Annotated in this window: 22 protein-coding genes; 11 read left to right on the top strand and 11 right to left on the bottom strand. The window is 70.2% G+C overall.

Annotated elements, in window-relative coordinates; all coding sequences use genetic code 11:
* Positions 1-50: 50 nt before the first annotated feature.
* Positions 51-1,124 (top strand): glycosyltransferase family 9 protein, encoded by a 1,074-nt coding sequence (locus ABD679_RS08850; RefSeq protein ID WP_344759607.1) that lies wholly within the window; start codon positions 51-53, stop codon positions 1,122-1,124.
* A gap of 30 nt (positions 1,125-1,154) precedes the next feature.
* On the opposite strand, the gene ABD679_RS08845 is transcribed toward ABD679_RS08850, so the two are convergent.
* The 4 genes from ABD679_RS08845 to def all read right to left on the bottom strand — a co-directional run bounded on the left by ABD679_RS08845 (position 1,155) and on the right by def (position 6,374).
* The gene (locus tag ABD679_RS08845; protein ID WP_344759606.1) at positions 1,155-2,861 is read right to left on the bottom strand and encodes a phospholipid carrier-dependent glycosyltransferase; all 1,707 of its coding nucleotides are present in this window, start codon (positions 2,859-2,861) and stop codon (positions 1,155-1,157) included.
* Between the two features lie 62 nt (positions 2,862-2,923).
* On the bottom strand, positions 2,924-4,222 hold the full coding sequence (gene rsmB, locus ABD679_RS08840; protein WP_344759605.1) for a 16S rRNA (cytosine(967)-C(5))-methyltransferase RsmB: 1,299 nt from the start codon (positions 4,220-4,222) through the stop codon (positions 2,924-2,926).
* A 614-nt stretch (positions 4,223-4,836) separates the two neighbouring features.
* Positions 4,837-5,763: a methionyl-tRNA formyltransferase gene (fmt, locus tag ABD679_RS08835; RefSeq protein ID WP_344759604.1), complete on the bottom strand. Its 927-nt coding sequence runs from the start codon at positions 5,761-5,763 to the stop codon at positions 4,837-4,839.
* Between the two features lie 92 nt (positions 5,764-5,855).
* Positions 5,856-6,374, bottom strand: a complete 519-nt coding sequence (gene def / locus ABD679_RS08830; protein ID WP_344759603.1) for a peptide deformylase — start codon at positions 6,372-6,374, stop codon at positions 5,856-5,858.
* A 228-nt stretch (positions 6,375-6,602) separates the two neighbouring features.
* Here def and ABD679_RS08825 point away from each other — a divergent pair, with 228 nt between their 5' ends.
* The 10 genes from ABD679_RS08825 to ABD679_RS08780 all read left to right on the top strand — a co-directional run bounded on the left by ABD679_RS08825 (position 6,603) and on the right by ABD679_RS08780 (position 16,529).
* Positions 6,603-7,763 carry a LysM peptidoglycan-binding domain-containing protein gene (locus tag ABD679_RS08825; RefSeq protein WP_344759666.1) on the top strand — a complete coding sequence of 387 codons (1,161 nt, stop codon included), beginning with the start codon at positions 6,603-6,605 and terminating at the stop codon, positions 7,761-7,763.
* A 75-nt stretch (positions 7,764-7,838) separates the two neighbouring features.
* Positions 7,839-9,026 carry a DNA-processing protein DprA gene (gene dprA, locus ABD679_RS08820; RefSeq protein WP_344759602.1) on the top strand — a complete coding sequence of 396 codons (1,188 nt, stop codon included), beginning with the start codon at positions 7,839-7,841 and terminating at the stop codon, positions 9,024-9,026.
* A complete protein-coding gene (locus ABD679_RS08815) occupies positions 9,023-9,496 on the top strand; it encodes a DUF494 family protein (RefSeq protein WP_344759601.1) in 474 nt (157 codons plus the stop codon). Before dprA ends, ABD679_RS08815 begins: the two co-directional genes overlap by 4 nt.
* Before the next feature lie 28 nt (positions 9,497-9,524).
* Positions 9,525-9,893 (top strand): VOC family protein, encoded by a 369-nt coding sequence (locus ABD679_RS08810; RefSeq protein WP_344759600.1) that lies wholly within the window; start codon positions 9,525-9,527, stop codon positions 9,891-9,893.
* Between the two features lie 80 nt (positions 9,894-9,973).
* Positions 9,974-10,702, top strand: a complete 729-nt coding sequence (locus ABD679_RS08805; RefSeq protein WP_344759599.1) for a GYF domain-containing protein — start codon at positions 9,974-9,976, stop codon at positions 10,700-10,702.
* 36 nt (positions 10,703-10,738) lie between these two features.
* Positions 10,739-11,623, top strand: a complete 885-nt coding sequence (locus ABD679_RS08800) for an RDD family protein (protein WP_344759598.1) — start codon at positions 10,739-10,741, stop codon at positions 11,621-11,623.
* Positions 11,624-11,788: 165 nt separating this feature from the next.
* The gene (locus ABD679_RS08795; RefSeq protein ID WP_344759597.1) at positions 11,789-14,305 is read left to right on the top strand and encodes a DNA topoisomerase I; all 2,517 of its coding nucleotides are present in this window, start codon (positions 11,789-11,791) and stop codon (positions 14,303-14,305) included.
* 134 nt (positions 14,306-14,439) lie between these two features.
* Positions 14,440-15,000, top strand: coding sequence for an L-threonylcarbamoyladenylate synthase type 1 TsaC (tsaC, locus tag ABD679_RS08790; protein WP_344759596.1), 561 nt, complete (start codon positions 14,440-14,442; stop codon positions 14,998-15,000).
* Between the two features lie 98 nt (positions 15,001-15,098).
* Positions 15,099-15,884, top strand: coding sequence for a DUF4124 domain-containing protein (locus ABD679_RS08785; protein ID WP_344759595.1), 786 nt, complete (start codon positions 15,099-15,101; stop codon positions 15,882-15,884).
* Positions 15,885-16,529, top strand: a complete 645-nt coding sequence (locus ABD679_RS08780) for a hypothetical protein (protein WP_344759594.1) — start codon at positions 15,885-15,887, stop codon at positions 16,527-16,529. It begins immediately after the preceding gene.
* Between the two features lie 585 nt (positions 16,530-17,114).
* Here the strand turns inward: ABD679_RS08780 and alkB are convergent.
* From alkB to ABD679_RS08745, 7 genes are all read right to left on the bottom strand, one after another.
* The gene (gene alkB / locus ABD679_RS08775) at positions 17,115-17,750 is read right to left on the bottom strand and encodes a DNA oxidative demethylase AlkB (protein ID WP_344759593.1); all 636 of its coding nucleotides are present in this window, start codon (positions 17,748-17,750) and stop codon (positions 17,115-17,117) included.
* Between the two features lie 28 nt (positions 17,751-17,778).
* The gene (locus tag ABD679_RS08770) at positions 17,779-18,528 is read right to left on the bottom strand and encodes a 2OG-Fe(II) oxygenase (protein ID WP_344759592.1); all 750 of its coding nucleotides are present in this window, start codon (positions 18,526-18,528) and stop codon (positions 17,779-17,781) included.
* Complete coding sequence (gene ada / locus ABD679_RS08765; RefSeq protein ID WP_425561876.1) at positions 18,525-19,613, bottom strand: bifunctional DNA-binding transcriptional regulator/O6-methylguanine-DNA methyltransferase Ada; 1,089 nt, start codon at positions 19,611-19,613, stop codon at positions 18,525-18,527. The genes ABD679_RS08770 and ada overlap by 4 nt, the downstream gene beginning before the upstream one ends.
* A 134-nt stretch (positions 19,614-19,747) precedes the next feature.
* A complete protein-coding gene (locus ABD679_RS08760) occupies positions 19,748-20,176 on the bottom strand; it encodes a hypothetical protein (protein ID WP_344759591.1) in 429 nt (142 codons plus the stop codon).
* Positions 20,177-20,320: 144 nt separating this feature from the next.
* Entirely contained in the window at positions 20,321-20,968 is a 648-nt protein-coding gene (locus ABD679_RS08755; RefSeq protein ID WP_344759590.1) for a glutathione S-transferase family protein, read from the bottom strand.
* A gap of 205 nt (positions 20,969-21,173) precedes the next feature.
* Complete coding sequence (locus ABD679_RS08750; protein ID WP_344759589.1) at positions 21,174-21,473, bottom strand: hypothetical protein; 300 nt, start codon at positions 21,471-21,473, stop codon at positions 21,174-21,176.
* Positions 21,474-21,609: 136 nt separating this feature from the next.
* Entirely contained in the window at positions 21,610-21,957 is a 348-nt protein-coding gene (locus tag ABD679_RS08745) for a RidA family protein (RefSeq protein WP_344759664.1), read from the bottom strand.
* Positions 21,958-22,044: the final 87 nt, after the last annotated feature.

Below are 22,044 nucleotides of genomic sequence, written 5' to 3'. Positions count from 1 at the left end.
GATGATAGCCGCAGCGCGGCGGCGGCCCGCGCGGCCCGTATCATCCCGGCATGCCGACGCCCAACCCCACGCCCCCACCCGCGCCACCCCTGGTCATCCGCTGCGGCGCCTTCGGCGACGTCGTGGTGCTGACGCCGCTGATCCGGCTGCTGTCGGCGCGCTACGGCAACCCGGTCGACGTGGTCGGCTCGGGCGCGTGGACCGCGCCGCTGCTGGAAAACGAACCCGCGCTGGGCCACCTGCAGCTGGTCACCAGCCGCAAGACGCCCTACCTGCTGTGCCCCAGCCAGTGGGCACTGGTGCGCTGGCTGCGTCGCCGCGGACGTGGCCCGGTGTACCTGTGCGACGTCAAGCCGGAAATGGCCGGGCTGCTCGCGCGCGCCGGCGTGCATCCGGATGACATCGTCGCCCGCGACCGCGCCGGCGATGCGGTCCCGATGCTGTGGCCGGACCGCTGGCTGGCGCTGGGCATGCGCGACCCGGCGCACGCCTGGCCGACGACTGCGATCGATCCGGCGCAGTTCCGCATGCCGCGCCTGGTCGTGGCCGACACCGATCGGACCGACCTCGCGGACTGGCGCGCGCGACGCGGCCTGGACGGGCCGCTGGTGCTGTTCCAGCCGGGCAACAAGCGCACCCACAAGCGCGGCAAGGTGATGACCGCCGACCATCCCAAGCACTGGGCGCCCGGACACTGGGCGACGGTGGCGAAGGCGATCCTCGACGCGGTGCCCGGCGGCCACGTGCTGCTGTGCGGCTCGGCGCCCGAGCGTGAAGTGCTCGAGGACATCCGCCGCGCCGCCGGCAACGACCCGCGCGTGCACAACCTCGCCGACGAACTGCCGATCCCGCGCCTGCTGGCGCTGCTCGAGGTCGCGCACGGCATGGTGTCGGTCGACACCGGTCCGGCGCACGCCGCGGCCGCGCTCGACTGCCCGCTGGTGGTGCTGTTCGGCCCCGCGCCGCGCGCGAACTGGATGCCGCTGGGCGAAGGCCCGGTGGCCGCGCTGGGCGGCGAACGCGGCGAGGCCAGCCGGGTCTCGGACATCACGCCGGCGGCCGTCATCGAAGCCTGGCGCGCGTTGCCGCGGCGCGCCGCGGAGATCGTGCGCCCTGGCACATAGCGCGGCAACACCGCATCCGCCCCGCGGCGATCACGGCACGGCGGCACCCGTCTCCGGCAACGAGCGGCAGTCCGCCGTCACCTCCCGCGGCGACACCAGCGACCAGGCACGGCGACTGGCCACGCCCACGTGGCGCGCACCGGCACGGCGCAGGCAGCCTTTCAGCTCGTCGACTTCCAGCACCAGCAGCACGCGCGAATCCGGCGCCGCCAACGCCCAGGCCATGCCGTCGTTCCACTGCTGCACCGGCGTGCGCTTGAACCCGAACTCCACCGTCGGCCCCTGCGCCTGCAGCAGGGTCTGCTCGCTCCACGCCACCAGCCCGACCCCGGTGCCGGGCCCGGCCAGCTCGCGCACCTCGTGCATCAGGTCGCGCGAGGAACTCTCGCCGTCGAGCTGCGGCGCGAGCGCGAGGCCCCAGCCGCACCACAGCACCGCGGTCATCCCCGCCACCAGCGCCACCGCGCGGCGCGGCTGCAGCCACAGCGCCGCGGCGACGATCGCGCTGCCCATCGCCGCCAGCGTCCACCACAGGCCATCCTGTCCGAGCGGCATGCCGCGGCCGGTTTCCAGCTTCAGCTCGAAGCCCGGCTCGCCGACGAGCGCGGCCACGCCCAGGGCCAGCAGCCCGGCCCCCAGCAGCAGCACCAGCGCGAACAGCACCCGGCGCACGCCGCGGCGTTCGAGCAGGCCGTCCAGGTACGGCGCCGCCGCCAGCGCCAGCATCGGCAGCGCCGGCAGGATGTACATGTCGCGCTTGCCGCTGCTCAGGCTGAAAAACAGCAGCACCAGCGCGAACGTCGCCAGCGGCAACCACACCCGCCCATCGCGCGCGCGCCAGGCCTCGCGCCACGGCCTGGCCAGCCACGGCAGCAGCAGCGACAACGGCAGCCACGACACCGCCACCACCCGCAGGAAGTACCAGGCCGGCTCGTGGTGGTGCCAGGCGTCGGCGTAGCGGGTGGCGGTCTGGCGGAACAGCAGGTCGTCGACGTAGGCGCGGTGCGCGGGATCGCCGCCGGACAGCGCCAGCCACAGCATCGGCACCAGCCACAGTCCCACCGCGGCGAGGACCGCCACCGCCCCCAGCGCCCAGCGCCCGGCGCCGCGGGGCGCGGGTGCGGCCAACCCCTGCCAGCTGCGCCAGCGCATCCACGCGTACGGCAGCAGTGCCAGCAGGGCGAGGAAGCCCACACCCTTGGTGATCACCCCTAGCCCGGCCGCGAAGCAACCGAGCCAGAACCAGCGCCAGTGCGGCCCCAGCAGCAGGTGCCGGGCCAGCCCGTAGAAGCCGAGCATGATGAAGAACGCCACCGTCGGATCGATCTGCGCGTGCTTGGCCTGGTAGGCGAACTGGAAGGCACACAGCACCGCCGCCGCCGCCCACAGCCCGGCGCGCCGGCTCCACAGACGGCGGCCGAGGTCGAAGGTCAGCCACAGCGTGCCCAGCGACGCCAGCAGCGACGGCAGCAGGAAGGCCACGGTCCAGTTGCGCACCAGTGCGTAACACGCGCCAAGCAGCCAGAAATACAGCGGCGGCTTGTCCGAATACAGCTCCTGCCCGCGGCGCGGGAACCACCAGTCACCCGACTCCCACATCTGTTTCACCACCAGCACGAAGCGCGGCTCGTCGGCCGGCCACGGGTGGCGCAGGCCGATGCCGGCGCCGATCACCAGCAGGGCGAACACGGCCAGCAGCCAGAATTCGCGGTCGTACGGGGACTTGGTCGTGGCCATGCCGCGGATCATATGCGCGGACGATGTTTGGTTCGTGTCGTGTGCGCGACGCCGGCGGTCGCTCAGCCGCGGCGCAGGCGGGCGTAGAAGAAGCCGTCCATGCCGCCCTCGCCCGGCAGGCGCTGGTGCCCGGCGCCGGAGGCGCGGCCGAAGCGCCCGCCGAGCGGTTCGGCCGCGGCGTCGGGCGTGCGGGCGAGGAAGGCATCGACCTGGCCGGCGTTCTCGGCCCGCAGGATCGAACAGGTCGCGTAGAGCAGCACCCCGCCCGGCACCAGCGCCTGCCAGGCGGCGTCGAGCAGGTGCGCCTGCAGCGCCACCAGCGCATCGACGTCGGCGACGCGGCGGTGCAGCAGCACGTCCGGCTGGCGGCGCACGATGCCGGTTGCCGAGCACGGCGCGTCGAGCAGCACCGCGTCGAACGGCCCAGCCTCGCGCAGGACTTCAGGGTCGGCGGCATCGGCCACCCGCAAGGCGGCATCGCCGCCCACGCCCAGGCGCGCGAACGTGTCGCGCACGCGCGCCAGGCGCCCGGGATCGACATCGAGCGCCGTCAGACGCAGCGACGGATCCCGCTCCAGCAGGTGCGCGGCCTTGCCGCCGGGCGCGGCGCAGGCATCAAGGACGCGTGCGCCCGCTGGCGGCGCCAATGCATCGGCCACCGCCTGTGCCGAGCCGTCCTGCACCGATACGTCGCCGTCGTCGAAGCCGGGCAGCGCAGCCACCGCGACTGGCGCGTCGAGACGCAGCGCATCGGCAAGGCCGTCATCGATCGACGCCTCGATTCCGGCCTCGCGCAGGCGCACGGCGTAGTCGTCACGACCGACGCGCCGGCGGTTGACCCGCAGCCACATCGGCGCGGGCGCCGCGCTGGCGGCGAAGATCGCGTCGAAGTCGTCCGGCCAGTCCGCACGCAGTCGCTCGCGCAGCCACGCCGGCCACGCCGCGTCGGCGGCCACGTCCGGCAGCCCCTCGCGCTGCGCGCGCCGCAGCAGCGCATTGACCATCCCGCGCTGGTGCGCACGCCCGAGCAGCCGCGCCGCCCCGACCGTGGCATCCACTGCCGCGTGCGGCGGCAGCCCGAGCGGATCGAGCTGGGCGAAGCCGGCGTGCAGCAGCGCCCGCAGCGCACCGTCGCGCCTGCCCAGCGGCCGCGGCACCCACGCCCGCAGCGCCGCCTCTGCCCGCGCCCGCTGCCGCAGCGCCGCAAAGCAGATCGCCTCCACCAGCGCCCGGTCGCGCACGTCGGCCAGCCCGGGCAACGCCCGCGCCAGCTCCGCCTTCAGCGAATGCCCCTGGTGCAGCACCGCATCCAGCACCTGCGCGGCCATCGCGCGCGGCCGCGCGCCCTTGTCATCGTTCATCCGCGCATTCTCCGCCAGGCGGCCTGCGGCCGCACGCAGCCACGAGCTGTTGCCCTTGTTGTTGCCTTTCAGCTTCTAAGGATCCCGCCGCCCTTGCGCAAGCCTGCAGACCCGGAGGGCGCTGCACATGGATGTGCAGCGTTTTTCTATGGGACAGGATGTCCCTTAGAAAAATCCCTTCATCAATGAACCGCCGGGTTTGCCCTGGACACAAAGCGTTTTTCTTTGCTTCCGTTTCTTTTGACGGTCATCAAAAGAAATGAAGTCGCCGAAGGCGAAAGCTTCTGACGTTTGCACTTATGGATTTTGCTTCACGCCAGCGTGAGGCATGCCTGCCAGAGACAAGATCAAAGGCGTTTCGCCCGCTGCGCGGCCGAGTTCATTTCTTTGATAAGCGTCAAAGAAACGAACCAAAGAAAACGCTTTGTGCCAACAGCACACCCGGCCATTCACTGATGAAGGGATTTTTCTAAGGGACATCCTGTCCCGTAGAAAAACGCCGCACATCCATGTGCGGCGCCCTCCGGGTCTGCCAGCATCGGAGTGGCGGCCGCATCTTTAGAAGCCAGGGCAAGGGCAAAGGCAAAGGCACCGACAAAGGCGGGTTCGCGCGCCTACGCGCCCGCGCCCTGCAGGTCCCGCCTCGCATTGAGGAAATCCGCGGCCGTGATCGCCTTGCCGCCCTCCCGCTGAAGCGTCCGGATCCGCAGCGCGCCCTCGCCGCAGGCGATGTCCACGCCGTCGCGGCCGGCGGCCAGCAGGGTGCCGGGGGCGGCGTCGCTTTCGCGATCGATCGCCACGGCGGCGTGGATGCGCAGGCGCTCGCCGGCGACCTGCGCCTCGGCCATCGGCCAGGGATTGAAGGCGCGCACCTTGCGTGCGAGTACTTCCGCCGGCTGCGACCAGTCGAGCTTCGCTTCGGCCTTGTCGAGCTTGTGGGCGTAGGTCACCCCTTCGGCCGGCTGCGGCTGGGGGACAGGGCGAATGCCGGCGCGCAGCAGGCCGAGGCCGTCGGACAGGACCTGCGCGCCGAGCGTGGCCAGGCGGTCGTGCAGCTGGCCGCCGGTTTCGTCGGCGCCGATGTCCAGCGGCTGCGACAGCAGCACCGGACCGGTGTCCAGGCCGGCTTCCATCTGCATCAGGCACACGCCGGTGCGGGTGTCGCCGGCCTCGATGGCGCGCTGGATCGGCGCCGCGCCGCGCCAGCGCGGCAGCAGCGAGGCGTGCACGTTCCAGCAGCCCTGCGTGGGGATGGAGAGGATCGACTTCGGCAGGATCAGGCCGTAGGCCACCACCACCAGCAGGTCCGGCTTCAGCGCGGCCAGCGCGTCGCGCGCGACCTGCGTCTTCAGCGATCCGGGCTGGAACACCTCGATCCCGCGCTCCAGCGCGGCGCGCTTGACCGGCGACGGCGACAGCGCGCGGCCGCGCCCCGCGGGGCGATCGGGCTGGGTGTAGGCGGCGACCACTTCGTTGCGGCGGGCGGCGGCAACGAGCGAGGGGACGGCGAACTCGGGGGTGCCGGCGAAGACGATTCTCATGGGAGGCCGTAATGGGTCATTGGTGAGTGGTGATTCGACCACATCCCCGCCGCCGGCAGTTCCGGCCGCGCCCCGCCCTTACCCATCACCAGTTACGAATCCCGGCTTTTCTGCAGCTTCTCGTACTTCTTCAGCGCCCGGTCGCGCTTGAGCGGCGAGAGGTAGTCGATGAACAGCTTGCCGTCGAGGTGGTCGACCTCGTGCTGGATGCAGGTCGCCAGCAGGTCGTCGACCTCCAGCACGAAGGTCTTGCCGTGGCGGTCGAGGGCCTCGACCTGGATGCCGTCGGCGCGGGTCACGTCGGCGTAGATGCCGGGGATCGACAGGCAGCCTTCCTGGTGCTCGCGCAGCTGCTCGGTGCGGCGGTGGATCACCGGATTGATGAACACCAGCGGCTGGTCGCGGGCCTCGGTCACGTCGATCACCATGAAGCGCTCGTGGACGTCGACCTGGGTGGCCGCCAGGCCGATGCCCGGCGCGGTGTACATGGTCTCGAACATGTCGTCGAGCAGGCGCTGGAACTGGGGCGTGGCGATGCGTTCGGCATCCAGCGCACCGGCGACGTTGCGCAGGCGCGGGTGGGGCAGCTCGAGGATCGGAAGCAGGGACATGGCGGGGTTCTGGTGGAATTGCGGGCGCCGGACCCGCCGGGGGTCGGCTGCGGCGGCTTCGAAGCAGGTCATCGCCGCCCAAAGGGTGGCACCGGTCACAACCGTGGGTCTGACCCCGATATTGTAGCCGCCGCGGGCTTGCGTTGCGCCGGGTTCTGTAGGCTATAGTGCCCCGGCTGGAATGGGGAAATTCCGGGAAATTCCAAGGGGAGCAAGTAGATGGCCGGCATGCTTCAGCGCCTTTCTCAGGGGCTTCGCACGGGTTTTGCAGTCGCACTGCTGATGGTGGCGGGTTATGCCATGGCGCAGGGCATCCGTGGCGATCACCCCGACACTTATGTGGTCGTGCGCGGCGACACCCTGTGGGACATCGCAGGCAAGTTCCTGCAGCGCCCCTGGCTGTGGCCGGAGATCTGGCAGGCGAACCCGCAGATCCGCAACCCGCACCTGATCTATCCGGGCGACGTGATCAGCCTGGCCTACCTGGACCGCGTCACCGTCCAGCAGGGGCCGCGCGAGGTCGCCCAGCCGATCAACGCGATCCCGCTGTCGGACATCGAGCCGTTCCTCAAGGACCTGCGCGTAGTCGACCAGTTCGAGCAGCTGCCCTACGTGGTCGCCCTCGAGGACGACCGCCTGCGCGGCAGCGAAAGCCAGGTGGTGTACGTGCGCGGCCTGTCCGCCTCGCCCGGCCAGCGCTACCTGGTGGTGCGGCCGACGGTGCGCTACACCCGCCTGGAGCGCTCGGGCATGTGCTGCGACCTGCTGGAGAAGGACGACCTCGACTACCGCGGCCGCCGCGACGTCGACTTCGGCAAGTACTGGAACCACGTCGTGTTTCCCGACAAGGGCGGCGAGGTGCTGGGCTACGAGCTGATGCGCGTGAACATCGGCACCGTCACCCGCGGCGAAGTCGGCGGCATCGAGGCCAGCACCGTGCTGCTCGACGAGGCCGGCCGCGAGGTCCGCATCGGCGACCGCCTGATCGCGGTGGACGCACAGCCCTACGACCTGCAGTTCTTCCCGCACCCGCCGCAGCAGCAGCTCGAATACGGCCGCGCCCGCGTGCTGGCGGTCACCGACACGGTGGCCTACGGCGGCCCGCGCGACGTGGTGGCGCTGTCGGTCGGCAGCCAGGACGGCGTCGACAACGGCACCGTGTTCTCGATCTGGCGCGAAGGCAGCAACGTGGTCGACCGCGTCGAACACAGCGCCGACTTCCCGGCCGGTGCCGAGAGCTTCGAGGGCAAGGTCCGCCTGCCCGACGAATACGCCGGCCACGTGATCGTGTTCCGCACCTACGACAAGGTCAGCTACGGTCTGGTGATGGACAGCACCAAGCCCACCCGGATCGGCTACCACCTCAAGCATCCGGACGCTCCGTACTGAGTTTCAGGATTTCCTGACCGCACAACGCGACGGCGCCCGAGGGCGCCGTCGTCGTTTCCGGCTTACGCTGGCGGGATGACTGCTGCCCATCACGACGCGCTGCTGCGCCTGCTCGAAGCCGGCGGCCCCGCCGCCCCGCGCCGCGCCCTGCTCGAGGCCCACGGCGACCCCGTCGCCACGCTGGAGGCCGGTCCGCGCGCGTGGCGCCTGGCCGGCTGCGACGACGCGCAGGTGCGCGCGCTCCAGGCCACCGCCGCGACGCCGGCACCGCGCGAGCGCAGCCACGCCTGGCTGGCCGAAGCCGGCCACCACCTGCTCGGCTGGCACGACCCCGATTACCCGGCCCTGCTGCGGCGGATCCCCAACCCGCCGCTGGCGCTGTTCGTGGCCGGCGACCCCGGCCTGCTCTGGCATCCCTCGGTGGCGGTGGTCGGCAGCCGTTCACCCACCGCCGGCGGGCGCGACAACGCGCGCGACTTCGCCCGCGCCATCGCCGCCACCGGCCTGGGCATCGCCAGCGGCCTGGCCGCCGGCATCGACACCGCCGCGCACGAGGCCGCGCTGGCCGCCGGCGGCGTCACCCTGGCGGTGCTGGGCACCGGCATCGACCAGCCCTACCCGCGCGCCAACGCCGGCCTGTACGCACGCATCGCGGAAACCGGCGCGGTCGCCAGCGAATATCCACCCGGCACCGGCGTCCAGCGCGGCCACTTCCCGGCCCGCAACCGGATCATCGCCGGGCTGTCGCTGGGGGTGCTGGTGGTGGAAGCCGCCGAGCGCTCGGGCGCCCTGATCACCGCGCGCCTGGCCAGCGAGGCCGGGCGCGACGTGTTCGCCGTGCCCGGCTCGATCCACAACCCGATGGCCCGCGGCTGCCATCGCCTGATCCGCGAAGGCGCGGGGCTGGTGGAGGCCGCCAGCGAGGTCACCGCGGCCGTCGCGCCGCTGGCGGCCGAACTCGGCGACGCCTTGCGCCGGCGCCTGGGCGCCCCCATCCAGGGGGTCGGAACGGCCCCGCCGGACGCCCCGGCGGCGGACCGGCTGGACGATCCTGACTACAACCGCTTGTGGCAGGCCCTCGGGCACGACCCAACCGGTATGGATCGGCTGGTCGAACGCACCGGATTGACGACCGCCGAACTGTCATCCATGCTGCTGCTCATGGAACTGGAAGGACGCGTCTGTGTGGAACACGGCCGCTACGCCCGAAAGCGCCATGACACCGCGATCACCGCGCCTCCGGGCGCAGGCCGGGGGAAATGAAAGAGAGCATCCTGGACGTCCTGCTCTACCTGTTCGAACACTACTTCACCGAAGACGCGGACCTCGCCCGCGACCGCGACTCCCTCCAGAGCGGCCTGCTCCAGGCCGGTTTCAGCCCCGCAGAGACCAGCAAGGCCTTCGACTGGCTCGATGCCCTGGCCGAACAGCGGCCCAGCGCCTCGGTCCGCCGCGTCGACGGCCCCACCCGCGTCTTCTTCGGCCCAGAGCTGGACAAGCTGGACCTGGAATGCCGCGGCTTCCTGATGTTCCTCGAGCAGCACGGCATCCTCGACCCGGCCCAGCGCGAACTGGTGCTCGACCGGGCGATGGCGCTCGACCAGGACGAGCTGGACCTGGACGACCTGAAGTGGGTCGTGCTGATGGTGCTGTTCAACCAGCCGGGCTCCGAGGCCGCGTACGCGTGGATGGAAACGCAGATGTTCATCGACGAGCCGGAGCCGGTGCACTAGCCGCACCCGCGCGCGCCAAGGAGGCCGCATGCGCCTGACACGCCTTGTCCCGATGCAGCCGGTGGCGGACATGCCGGCCAGCGTGGCGTTCTACGAAAAGCTCGGCTTCAGCGTCGAACGCCGCCACGACGAGTGGGGCTGGGCGCGGATGCGCTGCGGCGACTGCGAGCTGATGCTCGACCAGTCGATCCGGCTGCACGCCGGCATCCCGCGGACGGCGGTGCTCTACCTGTATCCGGAGGACGTGCGGGACTTCCACCGCGGTGCGCGTGCGAACGGGCTGCAGGTACCGGCGCTGGAGGAAACGTTCTACGGCATGCTCGAATTCCGGATCGAGGATCCGGACGGCAACCGCCTCTGGATCGGGCAGGACACCGGCACGCCGGCCGAAGGCTGACCGCGGCGCGAAGGAAGTTCCACAGGGGACGAGGCACCGGCATGCCGGCGCCGAAGGGAAAAGGGGAAACAGGGGACGACATGACCGACTGGTACTACCACGACCCCGCGCAGGGGGGCCGCGTCGGGCCGCTTTCGGCCGGACAGATGCGCGAGCGCTACGTCGACCGCCGGATCCAGGCCGACACCCTCGCCTGGCACGCCGGCGTGCAGGAATGGCAGCCGCTGGAGCGCTTTGCCGAGGAGCTGGCGCTGCACACGGTGCGCCCCGACGCTGCGCGGCCGCCACCGCTTCCACCCCCGCCTCCGCCCGGCGTCGCGTCGCGGCCCGGCCCCGGCGTCGGGGGCGCGGCACCGCCGCCCAAGCGCGGCCTGTCGGGCTGCGCGATCGTCGCCATCGTCGCCGCGGTCGCCGCGGTGCCGGTGATCGCGATCCTGGCGGCGATCGCGGTCCCCGCCTACCACGACTACACCATCCGCGCGAATTCCACCGCCGGCATCATCGGCGCGGCGTCGGCCATGCAGCGCGCGGTCGAGGAGTTCAGCCAGGCCCACGGCCGCTGCCCCGGCGATAACGACTTCGCGCCCCTGCTGCAGCGCTTCCAGGCGCAGGACAAGGGCCCGACGGTGCATTTCGGCACGCTGGCCGGGGGCAACTGCGCGTTCGAATTCACCCTGCACGGCGACAGCGCCGTCGAGGGCCGGACGCTGGTGTACGAAGCCGTGCGCGACGGCGACCTGGTGGACTGGGACTGCAGCGGCGGCGACCTGCCCGACCGCTACCGCCCGGTGCCCTGCCGCGGCGACTGAGCCGCCTTCCACGAACGATCCAGAGGACTGCCGCACATGGCCCAGTGGTATTACAGCGACGACCAGCGCAACCGCCTCGGCCCGGTCGGCGACGCCGACATGGCCGGACTGCACGCCGGCGGCCAGCTCGCACCGGAGACCCTCGTCTGGCGCGAAGGCCTGGCGCAGTGGCAGCCCTGGCGCAGCGTGATGCACGAGGTGATGGCATCCGCACCGCCGGCCGCGACCATGGCCGGCCCCGCCCACGCTGCCCCGCGCCACGGCTACAACCCCTACGCGGTGGCGGAGCCGGACTCGCCCTACGCCCCGCCACGGGCGCCGGTGCAGCGCGCGGCGGAGATCCATCTGGACGGGCACGTGGTCTACGCCGGCTTCTGGAAGCGGGTGGCCGCGTATTTCATCGACGCGGTGATCCTGGCCGTCCTCGGCGGCATGACCGGCGCCCTGATCGGCGGTCTCATGGGCGCCACGCAGGGCTTCGCCACGAGCAGCCTGCTGGCCATCCAGACAGTCACGCAGATCGGCGGCCTGCTGGTCGCCGCCTGCTACTACGGATTCTTCTACGCCTCATCCAACCAGGCCACGCCCGGCAAGATGGCGATCGGTATCAAGGTGGTCCGCAGCGACGGCAGCGGCTGCAGCTTCTGGCGCGGCTTCGGGCGCCATTTCGCCACCCTCCTGAGCGCCCTGTTGCTGCTGGTCGGCTACCTGATGGTCGCCTTCACCGCGCGCAAGCAGGCCCTGCACGACATGGTCTGCGACACGGTGGTCGTCGACCGCTGGGCCTTCACCGCCCATGCCGACCAGCAGCGCGAGGAGCTGGGCGCGCTGACCTGGGTGGTCCTGGCCGTGGCGGGGCTGCTGCTGGCGGGCCTGGCGCTGGCATTCATCGGCCTGGTGGCGTCCTTCGCGGCGCACTGACGGCGCCCCGGCCGGGGCCGGGGCGCTTGACAGCGCTGCCCGCGGCGTGATTCCACTATATATATGTGAACGCCCGCGGCCCAGGCTGCGGGCGTTATCTTCTGCCGCAACCTATAGTGCCAGCCCCACCCGCCCGCACGCAGCGCAAGGACAACCCCGCCCGCCATGGCCAAGAACCTCCTCATCGTCGAGTCGCCCGCCAAGGCCAAGACGATCAACAAGTATCTGGGCAAGGACTTCACCGTCCTGGCCTCGTACGGCCATGTCCGCGACCTGGTGCCGAAGGAGGGCGCGGTCGACCCGGAGCACGGCTTCCGGATGCGCTACGACCTGATCGACAAGAACGAAAAGCACGTCGCCGCGATCGCCAAGGCCGCCAAGTCCGCCGAAGGCATTTACCTCGCCACCGACCCGGACCGCGAGGGCGAGGCGATCAGCTGGCACATCGCCGAGATCCTGAAAGAGCGCGACCTGCTCAAGGGCAAGACCCTGCAGCGGGTGGTGTTCACCGAGATCACGCCGCGCGCGATCCGCGAGGCGATGGCGCAGCCGCGGCAGATCTCCGACGATCTGGTCGACGCCCAGCAGGCGCGCCGCGCGCTGGACTACCTGGTCGGCTTCAACCTCTCGCCGGTGCTGTGGCGCAAGGTGCAGCGCGGCCTGTCCGCCGGGCGCGTGCAGTCGCCGGCGCTGCGGATGATCGTCGAGCGCGAGGAGGAAATCGAGGCTTTCGTCGCCCGCGAGTACTGGACCGTGGAGGCCGAATGCGCGCACCCCGCGCAGGCCTTCACCGCCAAGCTCACCCGCCTGGACGGCAAGAAGTTCGAACAGTTCACCGTCACCGACGGCGACACCGCCGAGGAAGCACGCCGGCGCATCGTGGCCGCCGCCAACGGCGCGCTGCACGTCACCGACGTTGCCAGCAAGGAGCGCAAGCGCCGCCCCGCCGCGCCGTTCACCACCTCGACCCTGCAGCAGGAAGCCTCGCGCAAGCTCGGCTTCACCACCCGCCGCACCATGCAGGTGGCGCAGAAGCTGTACGAGGGCGTGGCGATCGGCGAGGAAGGCACCGTCGGCCTGATCAGCTACATGCGTACCGACTCGGTGAACCTGTCGGTCGAGGCGCTGGGCGAGATCCGCGACGTCATCGCCCGCGATTACGGCACCAAGGCGCTGCCCGACAAGCCCAACGCCTACACCACCAAGTCCAAGAACGCGCAGGAGGCCCACGAGGCCGTGCGCCCGACCTCCGCGCTGCGCACCCCGGCGCAGGTGGCGCGCTTCCTGTCCGACGACGAGCGCCGCCTGTACGAGCTGATCTGGAAGCGCGCCGTCGCCTCGCAGATGGTGCCGGCCACGCTCAACACCGTGTCCGTGGACCTGGCCGCCGGCAGCGAACACAGCTTCCGCGCCAGCGGCACCACCGTGGTCGACCCGGGCTTCCTCGCGGTCTACGAGGAAGGCAAGGACAGCAAGGGCAAGGACGACGACGACGAGGGCCGCAAGCTGCCGCCGATGAAGACCGGCGACCGCATCCCGCTCGACCGCATCCACGCCGACCAGCACTTCACCCAGCCGCCCCCGCGCTACACCGAGGCCTCGCTGGTCAAGACGCTGGAGGAATACGGCATCGGCCGGCCGTCGACCTACGCCTCGATCATCCAGACGCTGCTGTTCCGCAAGTACGTGGAGATGGAAGGCCGCGCCTTCCGCCCCAGCGATGTCGGCCGCGCGGTGTCCAACTTCCTCAGCACGCACTTCACCCGCTACGTCGACTACGACTTCACCGCCAGGCTCGAGGACGAGCTGGACGCGGTGTCGCGCGGCGAGGAAGAGTGGGTGCCGCTGATGGAGAAGTTCTGGAGCCCGTTCAAGGAACTGGTCGACGAGAAGACCGAGAGCGTCGACCGCAGCCAGGCCACCGGCGCGCGCGAGCTGGGCACCGACCCCAAGTCCGGCAAGCCGGTCAGCGTGCGCCTGGGCCGCTACGGGCCGTATGCCGCGATTGGCAGCACCGCCGAGGACGAGGAGGAAAAGCCCCGCTTCGCCTCGCTGCGCCCCGGCCAGAGCATGCACACGATCACCCTGGAGCAGGCGATCGATCTGTTCCGCCTGCCGCGCAAGCTGGGCGAGGACAAGGGCGAGGAAGTCAGCGTCGGCATCGGCCGCTTCGGTCCGTTCGCCAAGCGCGGCAGCACCTACGCCTCGCTGAAGAAGGAAGACGACCCGTACACCGTCGATCTGGCCCGCGCGGTGTTCCTGATCGAGGAAAAGGAAGAAATCGCGCGAAACCGCATCATCAAGGAGTTCGAGGGCAGCGACATCCAGGTCCTCAACGGCCGCTACGGCCCCTACATCAGCGACGGCAAGCTCAACGGCCGCATCCCCAAGGACCGCGAACCGGCGTCGCTGACGCTGGAGGAAGTGGTCAAGCTGATGGAGGAAACCGGCAAGCCGATGCGCGGCCGCTTCGGCAAGAAGGCCGCGGCGAAGAAGGCGCCGGCGAAGAAAGCCGCCGCAAAGAAGGCGCCGGCAAAGAAGGCGGCTGCCAGGAAGACGGCCAAGAAAACCACGAAGAAGACCACGGCAAAGAAAGCGGCGAAGAAGACCACCGCGAAGAAGGCCACCAGCAAGGCCGCCGCGAAGAAAGCCGCTCCCGCCGACGACGACGCCCCCTTCTGACCCCTGCCCTGGCAGGAGCGGCTTCAGCCGCGAGTCCTTGCCTTCACTCCTCCCCTGCGAAGGCAGGGGAGCAGAAAGCCCGCGGCTGAAACCGCTCCTGCAGAAGTCGCGGCGACAGGTCCTACAATCGCGCCATGCCCCAGCTCTCCCCCGCCCAAGCCGCCACCGCCCTGCGCGCCGGCGGCGTCATCGCCTATCCGACCGAGGCGGTGTGGGGCCTGGGCTGCGATCCCCTCGACGAAGCCGCCGTGCTGCGCCTGCTGGCGGTCAAGCAGCGTCCCGTCGACAAGGGCCTGATCCTGGTCGCCGCCTCCGTCGCGCAGCTCGACGGCCTCGCCGACTGGGCCGACCTGCCGCGCGAACGCCGCGATACCGTGCTCGCCTCCTGGCCCGGCCCGCACACCTGGATCATCCCCGCCACCGCCCGCGTGCCGCGCTGGATCACCGGCGCCCACGACGGCGTCGCGATGCGCGTCAGCGCGCATCCTGCGGTGATCGCACTGTGCAAAGCCTTCGGTGGCGCCCTGGTCTCCACCAGCGCCAATCCGGCCGGCGCCCCGCCCCCGCGCACCGCGGCCGCCCTCGATCCCGCCCTGCTCGCGGCGATCGACGGCTGCGTGCCCGGCGACACCGGCGGCCTGGCCCGCCCGACCCCGATCCGCGACGCCCGCAGCGGCGCCGAACTGCGCGCCTGAGCCGCCGAAGGAGCCGGCAAACGCCGTTTGCGCGGTTTGCGCCGCTTACGCGACCCCTGTCACTTCACCTCCCGCCCCTACGCGCGCAGAATGCGGCCATGGCCAGCCGCCTGCCCCGCCTGCTGCTGTTGCCCCTGCTGGCCGCGGGCGTCGGCGGCGCGGTCGCGCAGGACAGCGACATCACCATCTACCGATGCACCGACGCCAGCGGCCACCTGACCGTGCAGGACGCGCCCTGCGCCAGCGGGCAGGAACAGCAGGCGCGGCGCATGATCCAGCCCACCGACCCGCCTCCGCGCGCCGAACCCGTCGTCCCAGCGGCGCTGGAACCCGCTCCGGAACCACCGCCACCGGACGTCGCCCGGCACGCGCCGAAGCCGATGTACGAATGCATCCGCGACGACGGCAGCCGCTACACCAGCGACGACGGCGAGGGCAATCCGCGCTGGGTCGCAGGCGGCTGGGGCTGGTGGCAGCCCGCCGGCCCGCGCCGCGGCAACCGGGGCACGGGCCACGCCGGCGGCGGCGGCGGCGGCGGCGGCGCATCTTCCGGCACGACGGCACCGCCACCGCCCTCCACCGGCGGCTCGTCGGGCGGCAACGGCCCGCCCCAGTTGCGCTTCCGCAGCGCCGAAACCACGCCGCCCCCACCCCCGCCGGCTCACGGGCATCGCAACCCCGGTCACAACTACGGCAGCGGCGGCGCATGGGTGCGCGACGAATGCCACGTCCTGCCACAGGCCGAAACCTGCTCCGTGCTGCGCGACCGCCGCGAGGAGATCCGCCACCGCCGCTTCAACGCCCAGGCCAACGAGCGTGAGACACTGAACGTCGAAGAGCGCGGCATCAGCGCGCGCCTGTCGGAAGATTGCGGAGGAGCCTGAATGCGTCGCCTTCTGTTTTCAGCCGCGCTGTTGGCGGCGGCAACGCTCGCCCATTCCCAGGACTCCCGCACCGACACCATCTACCGCTGCACCGACGCCCTCGGCGCGCTGACCATCCAGAACGGCGTGCCCTGCCCCAAGGGCAGCAAGCAGGAAGTGCAGAAGGTCGAATCGCCGATGGTGATCCCGCGCTTCAAGACACCGCCGCCGATCGTCACCCAGGTTCCGGAGCCGGAGCCCGAGCCGGAGCAGAAACCCGCCGCCCCCGAACGCCCGGAAGCCCCGCTGCCCGCCGATATCGCCGACGCGGAACGCCTCCCGCCGCCGCCCCTGTACCAGTGCAACACCTGGGACGACGACCACTACCTGAGCGAAGACCCCGAACCCAAGCCCCGCTGCGTCACCCTGCAGACCACCGGCCTGGCCGGCGACCCCAACCGCGCCGGTGGCCAGGCCTGCGAAATGAAATACGACCTCTGCGCCCGCGTCCCCGACGGCGCCGCCTGCGACGGCTGGAAACAGCGCCAGCGCGAAATCGAATCCACCTGGCGCTACGCCCCCGGCGGCCAGAAGGCCGCGCTGCAGGAAGAATTCGCCCGGGTGACGAAGATCCTCAACGACACCACCTGCGGCGCAGGGAGCTAGCAGCGCGGCAACGCGCGCAAGCGCGAGCCGTTGCCGTTGCCGTTGCCCTTGCCCTTGATCTTGCTCTTGACCTTCGGGGCCCCTCCGTAGCGGCGGAGCCGGCGGACAAGACCCCGCAGGGGCGCCGCACATGGATGTGCGGCGTTTTCCGCGGGGGCAGGATGCCCCCTCGGAAAATCCCGTCGGCTCCGCGGACCCGGCGCGCAGCGGCGGGCGCGCAGGCGGGGTGTGTTTCTTTGCGCCAGGTTTCTTTGCACAAGCAAAGAAAGGTGGCTCGCGCGCGCAGCGCGCGAAACGCTGTTGATCTTGATCTGGCTTGAGAAGGTCAAGTTCAAGAACAACAGCTTCCGCGCTGAAGCGCGAGTCAAACCGCCGTCACCTGACGCAATCCGGACCGGCTGCGCCGGCCCGGACTCCTGCGTTTCCCGGACGAGGGGGCACGCGGCCCAAACTCGCTGCGCTCGAACAAGACCCGCTCTTCGGCCCCGTCGTCCTGCGATGCTCGGCTCGCTCCAAGGCTCGAAGATCAAAGGCACAGCAATAGCAACAGCAAAAACACTGCAACGGCAAAAACAAAACCCCGCCTCACAACGCCTTGCGAAACGTCAGATTGATCCGCCGTGCCCCCATCACCGGATGCACCCCGTCCGCCAGCGCCAACACCCCGTGATGGAACAGCCGCGACGCCCCGCCCCACACCACCACGTCCCCGTGCCGCAGCGCGATCCGCCGCGTGCGGTCCGAACGCGCCAGGCCGCCGAACAGGAACGTCGCCGGCAATCCCAGCGACACCGACACGATCGGTGCATCGAAGTCGCGTTCATCGCGGTCCTGGTGCAGCGACAGCCGCGTGCCCGGCACGTAACGGTTGACCAGGCATGCGTCCGGCGCAAAGGCTTCGAATCCGGCGGCCCGCGCCGCATCCCCTGCCAGCGCCGCGAAGGCCTCCGGCATCACGGGCCACGGCCCGCCGCCCAGCGGATCGCGCGGCGCATAGCGATAGCCGCGCCGGTCGCTTACCCAGCCGACCTCGCCGCAGTTGGTCATCGCTACCGACATGCGCAGCCCGCGCCGCGTCTCCATGTGCCGGAACGGTGCCTGCGCGGCGACCGTCTCGATCGCCGCCAGCAATGCGGCTTCGCGCTCCAGCGCGAAACCGCGCAGCAACCACGCACCGTCGTCGAACTGCGTCGCGCCCGCATCGTCGAACAGTTCGCGCATGACCGTCGGCATGTCCGCGCCTCCCGTGTCAGGCAGCGTCGTGGAAGATGACACCGAGCACGTGGCGACGGCCGCTGCGCAGCCGGCTCACGCCGTGGCGCATGTTGACGCGATGCATGCCGCGCGCGCCCGCCACCGGTCGCCGATGCACCGCGAACACCACCGCATCGCCCTGCCGCAGCGGCACCACGTCCACCCGCGACTGCATCCGCGGCCGTTGCTCGGTAAGCACGAACTCGCCGCCTTCGAAATCGTCCCCCGGCCGCGACAGCAACACCGCGATCTGCAGCGGAAACACGTGCTCGCCGTACAGGTCCTGGTGCAGGCAGTTGTAGTCGCCCTGGCCGTAGCGCAGCAGCAGCGGCGTCGGCAGCGACTGCCCCGCGGCGCGGCAATGCGCGAGGAAATCCTCGTGCCGTGGCGGATAGGCCACATCAAGCTTCATCGCCTCGTTCCAGCGGTTGGCCACCGGCGCCAGGTGCGGATAGAACGCCGCGCGCAGCGCCTGCACCGTGTCCGGCAGCGGATAGCGGAAGTACCGGTACTCGCCGCGTCCGTAGCCGTGGCGCGCCATCACCACGCGCTTGCGGAACAACCCGTCGTCGTCGTACTGCGCGGCGAGCGCCTCGCAGGCATCGCGCGCAAGCAGCCCGGCTGCCACCGCGCGGCCGTTCGCATCCAGTTCGCGTCCGATCCGCGCCCAGTCGAGTGCATCGACACGCGCGGCGACCGCCGCATCGACGCCCGCATCGCCCGTCGTGACCACCCGCGCGTTCACGCCTGCGCCTCGCGTTCGAGCAGCGCGCGCTTGCGCTCCACGCCCCAGCGGTAGCCGGACAGCGCGCCGTCGCTGCGCACCACGCGATGGCAGGGGATCGCCACCGCCAGCTTGTTCGACGCGCAGGCGCCGGCCACCGCGCGCGTGGCCTTCGGCGCGCCGATGCGTTCGGCGACCTGCGCGTACGACAGCGTCTGGCCCGCGGGGATTTCGCGCAGCGCCTGCCACACGCGCTGCTGGAACGCGGTGCCGCGCACGTCCAGGGGCAGGTCCAGGCCGATCCCCGGCGCCTCGACGAAGCCCACCACCTGCGCCACCAGCCGCTCGAACCCGGCGTCGCCGCCGATCAGTTCGGCCTTGGGGAACAGATCCTGCAGCTCGCGCACCAGCGCGTCGGGATCGTCGTCGATCAGGATCGCGCAGAGGCCGCGTTCGCTGGCCGCGACCAGGATCGCGCCCAGCGAGCACTCGCCCACCGCGAAACGGATCGCGGTATTGGCGCCGCCGTCGCGGTAGTCACGCGGGCGCATGCCCAGCACCTCGCCCGCCTGCGCATAGAACTGGGCGCTGGACGCGTAGCCCGCGTCGTAGACCGCCGCGGTCACCGAATCGCCATGCGCCAGCGCGCGGCGCACCCGCTTCGCGCGCTGCGCGGCCGCATACGCCCGCGGCGTCAGCCCGGTCGCGGCCTTGAACACGCGGTGGAAATGGAACGGACTCAGCCCGGCCTGCGCCGACAGCGTCGCCAGGTCCGGCGTCTGTTCGGCGTCTTCGATCGTCCGGCACGCGGCGGCAACCAGCTGCGCATGGCGCGCGTGGGTATCCGGCCGGTCGGGCCGGCAGCGCCTGCACGGCCGGAAGCCTGCGCGTTCGGCGTCCTGCGGGCTGTCGTGGAAGCGCACGTTCTCCGGCCGCGCCCGCCGCGACGCGCACGAGGGCCGGCAATACACACCCGTGGTCCGCACCGAGTACCAGAACCGCCCGTCTGCCGCCGCATCGCGCGCCAGCACCGCCGCCCAGCGCGGATCGCGCTCGGTGGCCGTCGCGGCCTGGTTTGCGGTAATCCGGTTCGTCATCGCCTTCATGTGGGCTCCTTCGCCTGTCTGGCGGAGCCATGATGGAAGTGGGGACGATACGACGATATCCACGCCTTGCGGTCGAATTCATCCCCGCGCGACGGCGTCCAGCCGCGCGGAGCTACCCGGCCTCCACACCGCCGTCAGGCGCCGACCAGCCCCTTGGCGTTGTCGTACTCGGGCCAGCCCCGGTCCTCGTTGATGCCCCAGTGCAGCGCCTCGTTGTCGAGCGACGCAAACGCCTCATCGAGGATCTTCGCGCTGGCCGCGTAGGCGTACCAGTACACCCGTCCCGGCGTCTCGTGGACCAAGACGATCAGGCCGCTGCCCCGCTTCTCCAGCACCCCCTTCAGCGAACGGAACACGGCCGAGTCCGTGCCGCGCGTTTCCGCACCGTCCATCCACGCCAGCGCCACGAACGGGAACTCCTGCCGCGGCAGATCGAACGGCAACTGCCGCACGTGCAGCGTGCCGGACACGCCGTCATGCGTCAGCGGCCACGCCAGCCAGTGATCGCCGATGGCCGCGATGTCGAACTTCGGATCACGGGAGCGGCGGAAGATGTTCAGCATGTGCAGGAAGGATCCACGCAGGCGGGAGCGTGGACTTTACCGCGGTCCGTGCCGCACGGCGCTCCCTGGAACCAGCCACGCCCGGGTTCAACCGGCGGCAAGCCGCGCAGCGCGGTCCACTGCCGCAACGGACTGCCGGCACAGTCAATCACGATCCGGCGCGCCAAGCGGGAAGAACGAACGATAGGGGCGCGCCTCGTCGACGACGCGGGCCACTGAAGGATGTTCGAGCACCCGGGTCCGATAGGCCTTGAGCGCGCCGGGTGGAATTGGATGTACCCAGTCAGCGTAGAACAGCGCCGGCGCCGCCGCGCAATCGGCGATGCTGAAGCTTTCCCCGCTCGCCCAGCCATCGCCGATGCGGCTGGACAGCCACGCATACGACTTGTCCAGCCTTGCCTTGGCCTCTGCTACGCGGCTCTCGTCCTGCTGGCCCTCCGGACGCAGTGCCTCGCCAACGATGTGCTGGACGGGAACAGACACGTACGAATCAAATACGCAAGCCAGCATGCGGGCGTCCAGCGCAGCATCACGATCGCCGGGAATCATTGGTGGCGCATCGCCGAATCGGTCGAGGTACTCGATCACCGAGTTGGACTGGGTCACATGGCGGTCGCCATCGACAAGGGCCGGGAACTGCCCCGTCGGGGACAGTTCAGCCATGCGGGCCGAATTCTCCGGATGATCGGGATCGACCATGCAGAACTCGAACGGCACATCCCTTTCGTACGCTGCGATGAAAGCCTTCCAGGCAAACGACGCGAAAGGATGGCCATAAATCTTGATTGTCATGCCCAATCTCCATGCCGACGTGACTGTCTGTGACCGGGAAGGCTGCACTCCGGCATCGACTTGGAGCCTCCGGAGTAACGAACGGGTGGGCAATCCTCCCAGATAGTCGGGAGTAAGCCCTAATGCCCGACCAAGCTGCAAAGCGGGCGCAGCTTGGACAAGTTGCAACGAATCGGCGGGTTGAACTAACTGCCAGGAGACTGATCTACGAAGCTGGATCAACCTTCACGGTGTCTGAGCCGCGATCGAACTCCACCGTGAACTTCTGGTCCTTTCCGCAACCTGTCGCATCCCACAGCTCACGAACCGGCCCAGCCTCCGGTGACTGTACCGGAGCAGTGATACTGATGCGTGCAACGGACACGCAGGCTTCCTCTTTTGCGAAGTATCCAATGATCCCAGCAGTGGCAAGACCCTTTTGATTATCGGATGCCGACGTATCCCCGGAGTACTGGATCTCGACTTTGCTACATCCAGCCAGCAGGACCAGCAGTGTGGCAGCCATGGCGCAGTGCGAAAAACTTGGCATTTAGATTTTCCATGTGACAGGTGAAACAGGATGTGTCCCCTGGCGTTTGAACTGATCCGCGCCGCGGAACTACGTCGGCTTGAATGCATTGGAAGGCCCCAAGCTCAGGTCCCTAAGTTGCGTCGACAACGCAGTCGGCTTCCACTTCGACAAGCCAACCCGGATCAATGAAACGCACGACCTCCACGAATGTGCAAGCCGGCTTGATCCTGGCGAAATATTCTCCATGTGCCCGCGCCGCGTCCCGCCAGGATTCGATATTGGTGAGCATGATCCGGGTGCGGATCACGTCCTCCATGTTCAGGCCAGCATCCCTTATGGCAACAGCAATGATGTCAAGGCATCGTTTGGTCTGGCCATAGACATCACCCGGTGCTGCCACGGAACCGTCAGGTGCGATAGGGGCGGTACCAGCGATTGCCAGCAGGTTGCCCGCGCGGACTGCACGGGAGAAACCAATTTGAGGTTCAAGTGGAGATGACCTGCCCCCTTTCTCAGGGCCACTTGCTACTTAGTAGAGTCCAGGTTGGGGAGCATACCGCTCCGG

It is taken from the genome of Luteimonas lutimaris (genome assembly GCF_039537065.1).
In the GTDB taxonomy this organism is placed as follows: domain Bacteria; phylum Pseudomonadota; class Gammaproteobacteria; order Xanthomonadales; family Xanthomonadaceae; genus Luteimonas; species Luteimonas lutimaris.
The sequence above is the reverse complement of the archived record's forward strand: the minus strand, read 5'-3'. Positions and strand labels throughout refer to the sequence as shown.

Excerpts from the sequence above, each read along its gene's own strand:
- ABD679_RS08850 (WP_344759607.1), top strand. The coding sequence starts at position 51 with ATGCCGACGCCCAACCCCACGCCCCCACCCGCGCCACCCCTGGTCATC.
- ABD679_RS08845 (WP_344759606.1), bottom strand. The coding sequence starts at position 2,861 with ATGGCCACGACCAAGTCCCCGTACGACCGCGAATTCTGGCTGCTGGCC.
- rsmB (WP_344759605.1), bottom strand. The coding sequence starts at position 4,222 with ATGAACGATGACAAGGGCGCGCGGCCGCGCGCGATGGCCGCGCAGGTG.
- fmt (WP_344759604.1), bottom strand. The coding sequence starts at position 5,763 with ATGAGAATCGTCTTCGCCGGCACCCCCGAGTTCGCCGTCCCCTCGCTC.
- def (WP_344759603.1), bottom strand. The coding sequence starts at position 6,374 with ATGTCCCTGCTTCCGATCCTCGAGCTGCCCCACCCGCGCCTGCGCAAC.
- ABD679_RS08825 (WP_344759666.1), top strand. The coding sequence starts at position 6,603 with ATGCTTCAGCGCCTTTCTCAGGGGCTTCGCACGGGTTTTGCAGTCGCA.
- dprA (WP_344759602.1), top strand. The coding sequence starts at position 7,839 with ATGACTGCTGCCCATCACGACGCGCTGCTGCGCCTGCTCGAAGCCGGC.
- ABD679_RS08815 (WP_344759601.1), top strand. The coding sequence starts at position 9,023 with ATGAAAGAGAGCATCCTGGACGTCCTGCTCTACCTGTTCGAACACTAC.
- ABD679_RS08810 (WP_344759600.1), top strand. The coding sequence starts at position 9,525 with ATGCGCCTGACACGCCTTGTCCCGATGCAGCCGGTGGCGGACATGCCG.
- ABD679_RS08805 (WP_344759599.1), top strand. The coding sequence starts at position 9,974 with ATGACCGACTGGTACTACCACGACCCCGCGCAGGGGGGCCGCGTCGGG.
- ABD679_RS08800 (WP_344759598.1), top strand. The coding sequence starts at position 10,739 with ATGGCCCAGTGGTATTACAGCGACGACCAGCGCAACCGCCTCGGCCCG.
- ABD679_RS08795 (WP_344759597.1), top strand. The coding sequence starts at position 11,789 with ATGGCCAAGAACCTCCTCATCGTCGAGTCGCCCGCCAAGGCCAAGACG.
- tsaC (WP_344759596.1), top strand. The coding sequence starts at position 14,440 with ATGCCCCAGCTCTCCCCCGCCCAAGCCGCCACCGCCCTGCGCGCCGGC.
- ABD679_RS08785 (WP_344759595.1), top strand. The coding sequence starts at position 15,099 with ATGGCCAGCCGCCTGCCCCGCCTGCTGCTGTTGCCCCTGCTGGCCGCG.
- ABD679_RS08780 (WP_344759594.1), top strand. The coding sequence starts at position 15,885 with ATGCGTCGCCTTCTGTTTTCAGCCGCGCTGTTGGCGGCGGCAACGCTC.
- alkB (WP_344759593.1), bottom strand. The coding sequence starts at position 17,750 with ATGCGCGAACTGTTCGACGATGCGGGCGCGACGCAGTTCGACGACGGT.
- ada (WP_425561876.1), bottom strand. The coding sequence starts at position 19,613 with ATGAAGGCGATGACGAACCGGATTACCGCAAACCAGGCCGCGACGGCC.
- ABD679_RS08760 (WP_344759591.1), bottom strand. The coding sequence starts at position 20,176 with ATGCTGAACATCTTCCGCCGCTCCCGTGATCCGAAGTTCGACATCGCG.
- ABD679_RS08755 (WP_344759590.1), bottom strand. The coding sequence starts at position 20,968 with ATGACAATCAAGATTTATGGCCATCCTTTCGCGTCGTTTGCCTGGAAG.
- ABD679_RS08750 (WP_344759589.1), bottom strand. The coding sequence starts at position 21,473 with ATGGCTGCCACACTGCTGGTCCTGCTGGCTGGATGTAGCAAAGTCGAG.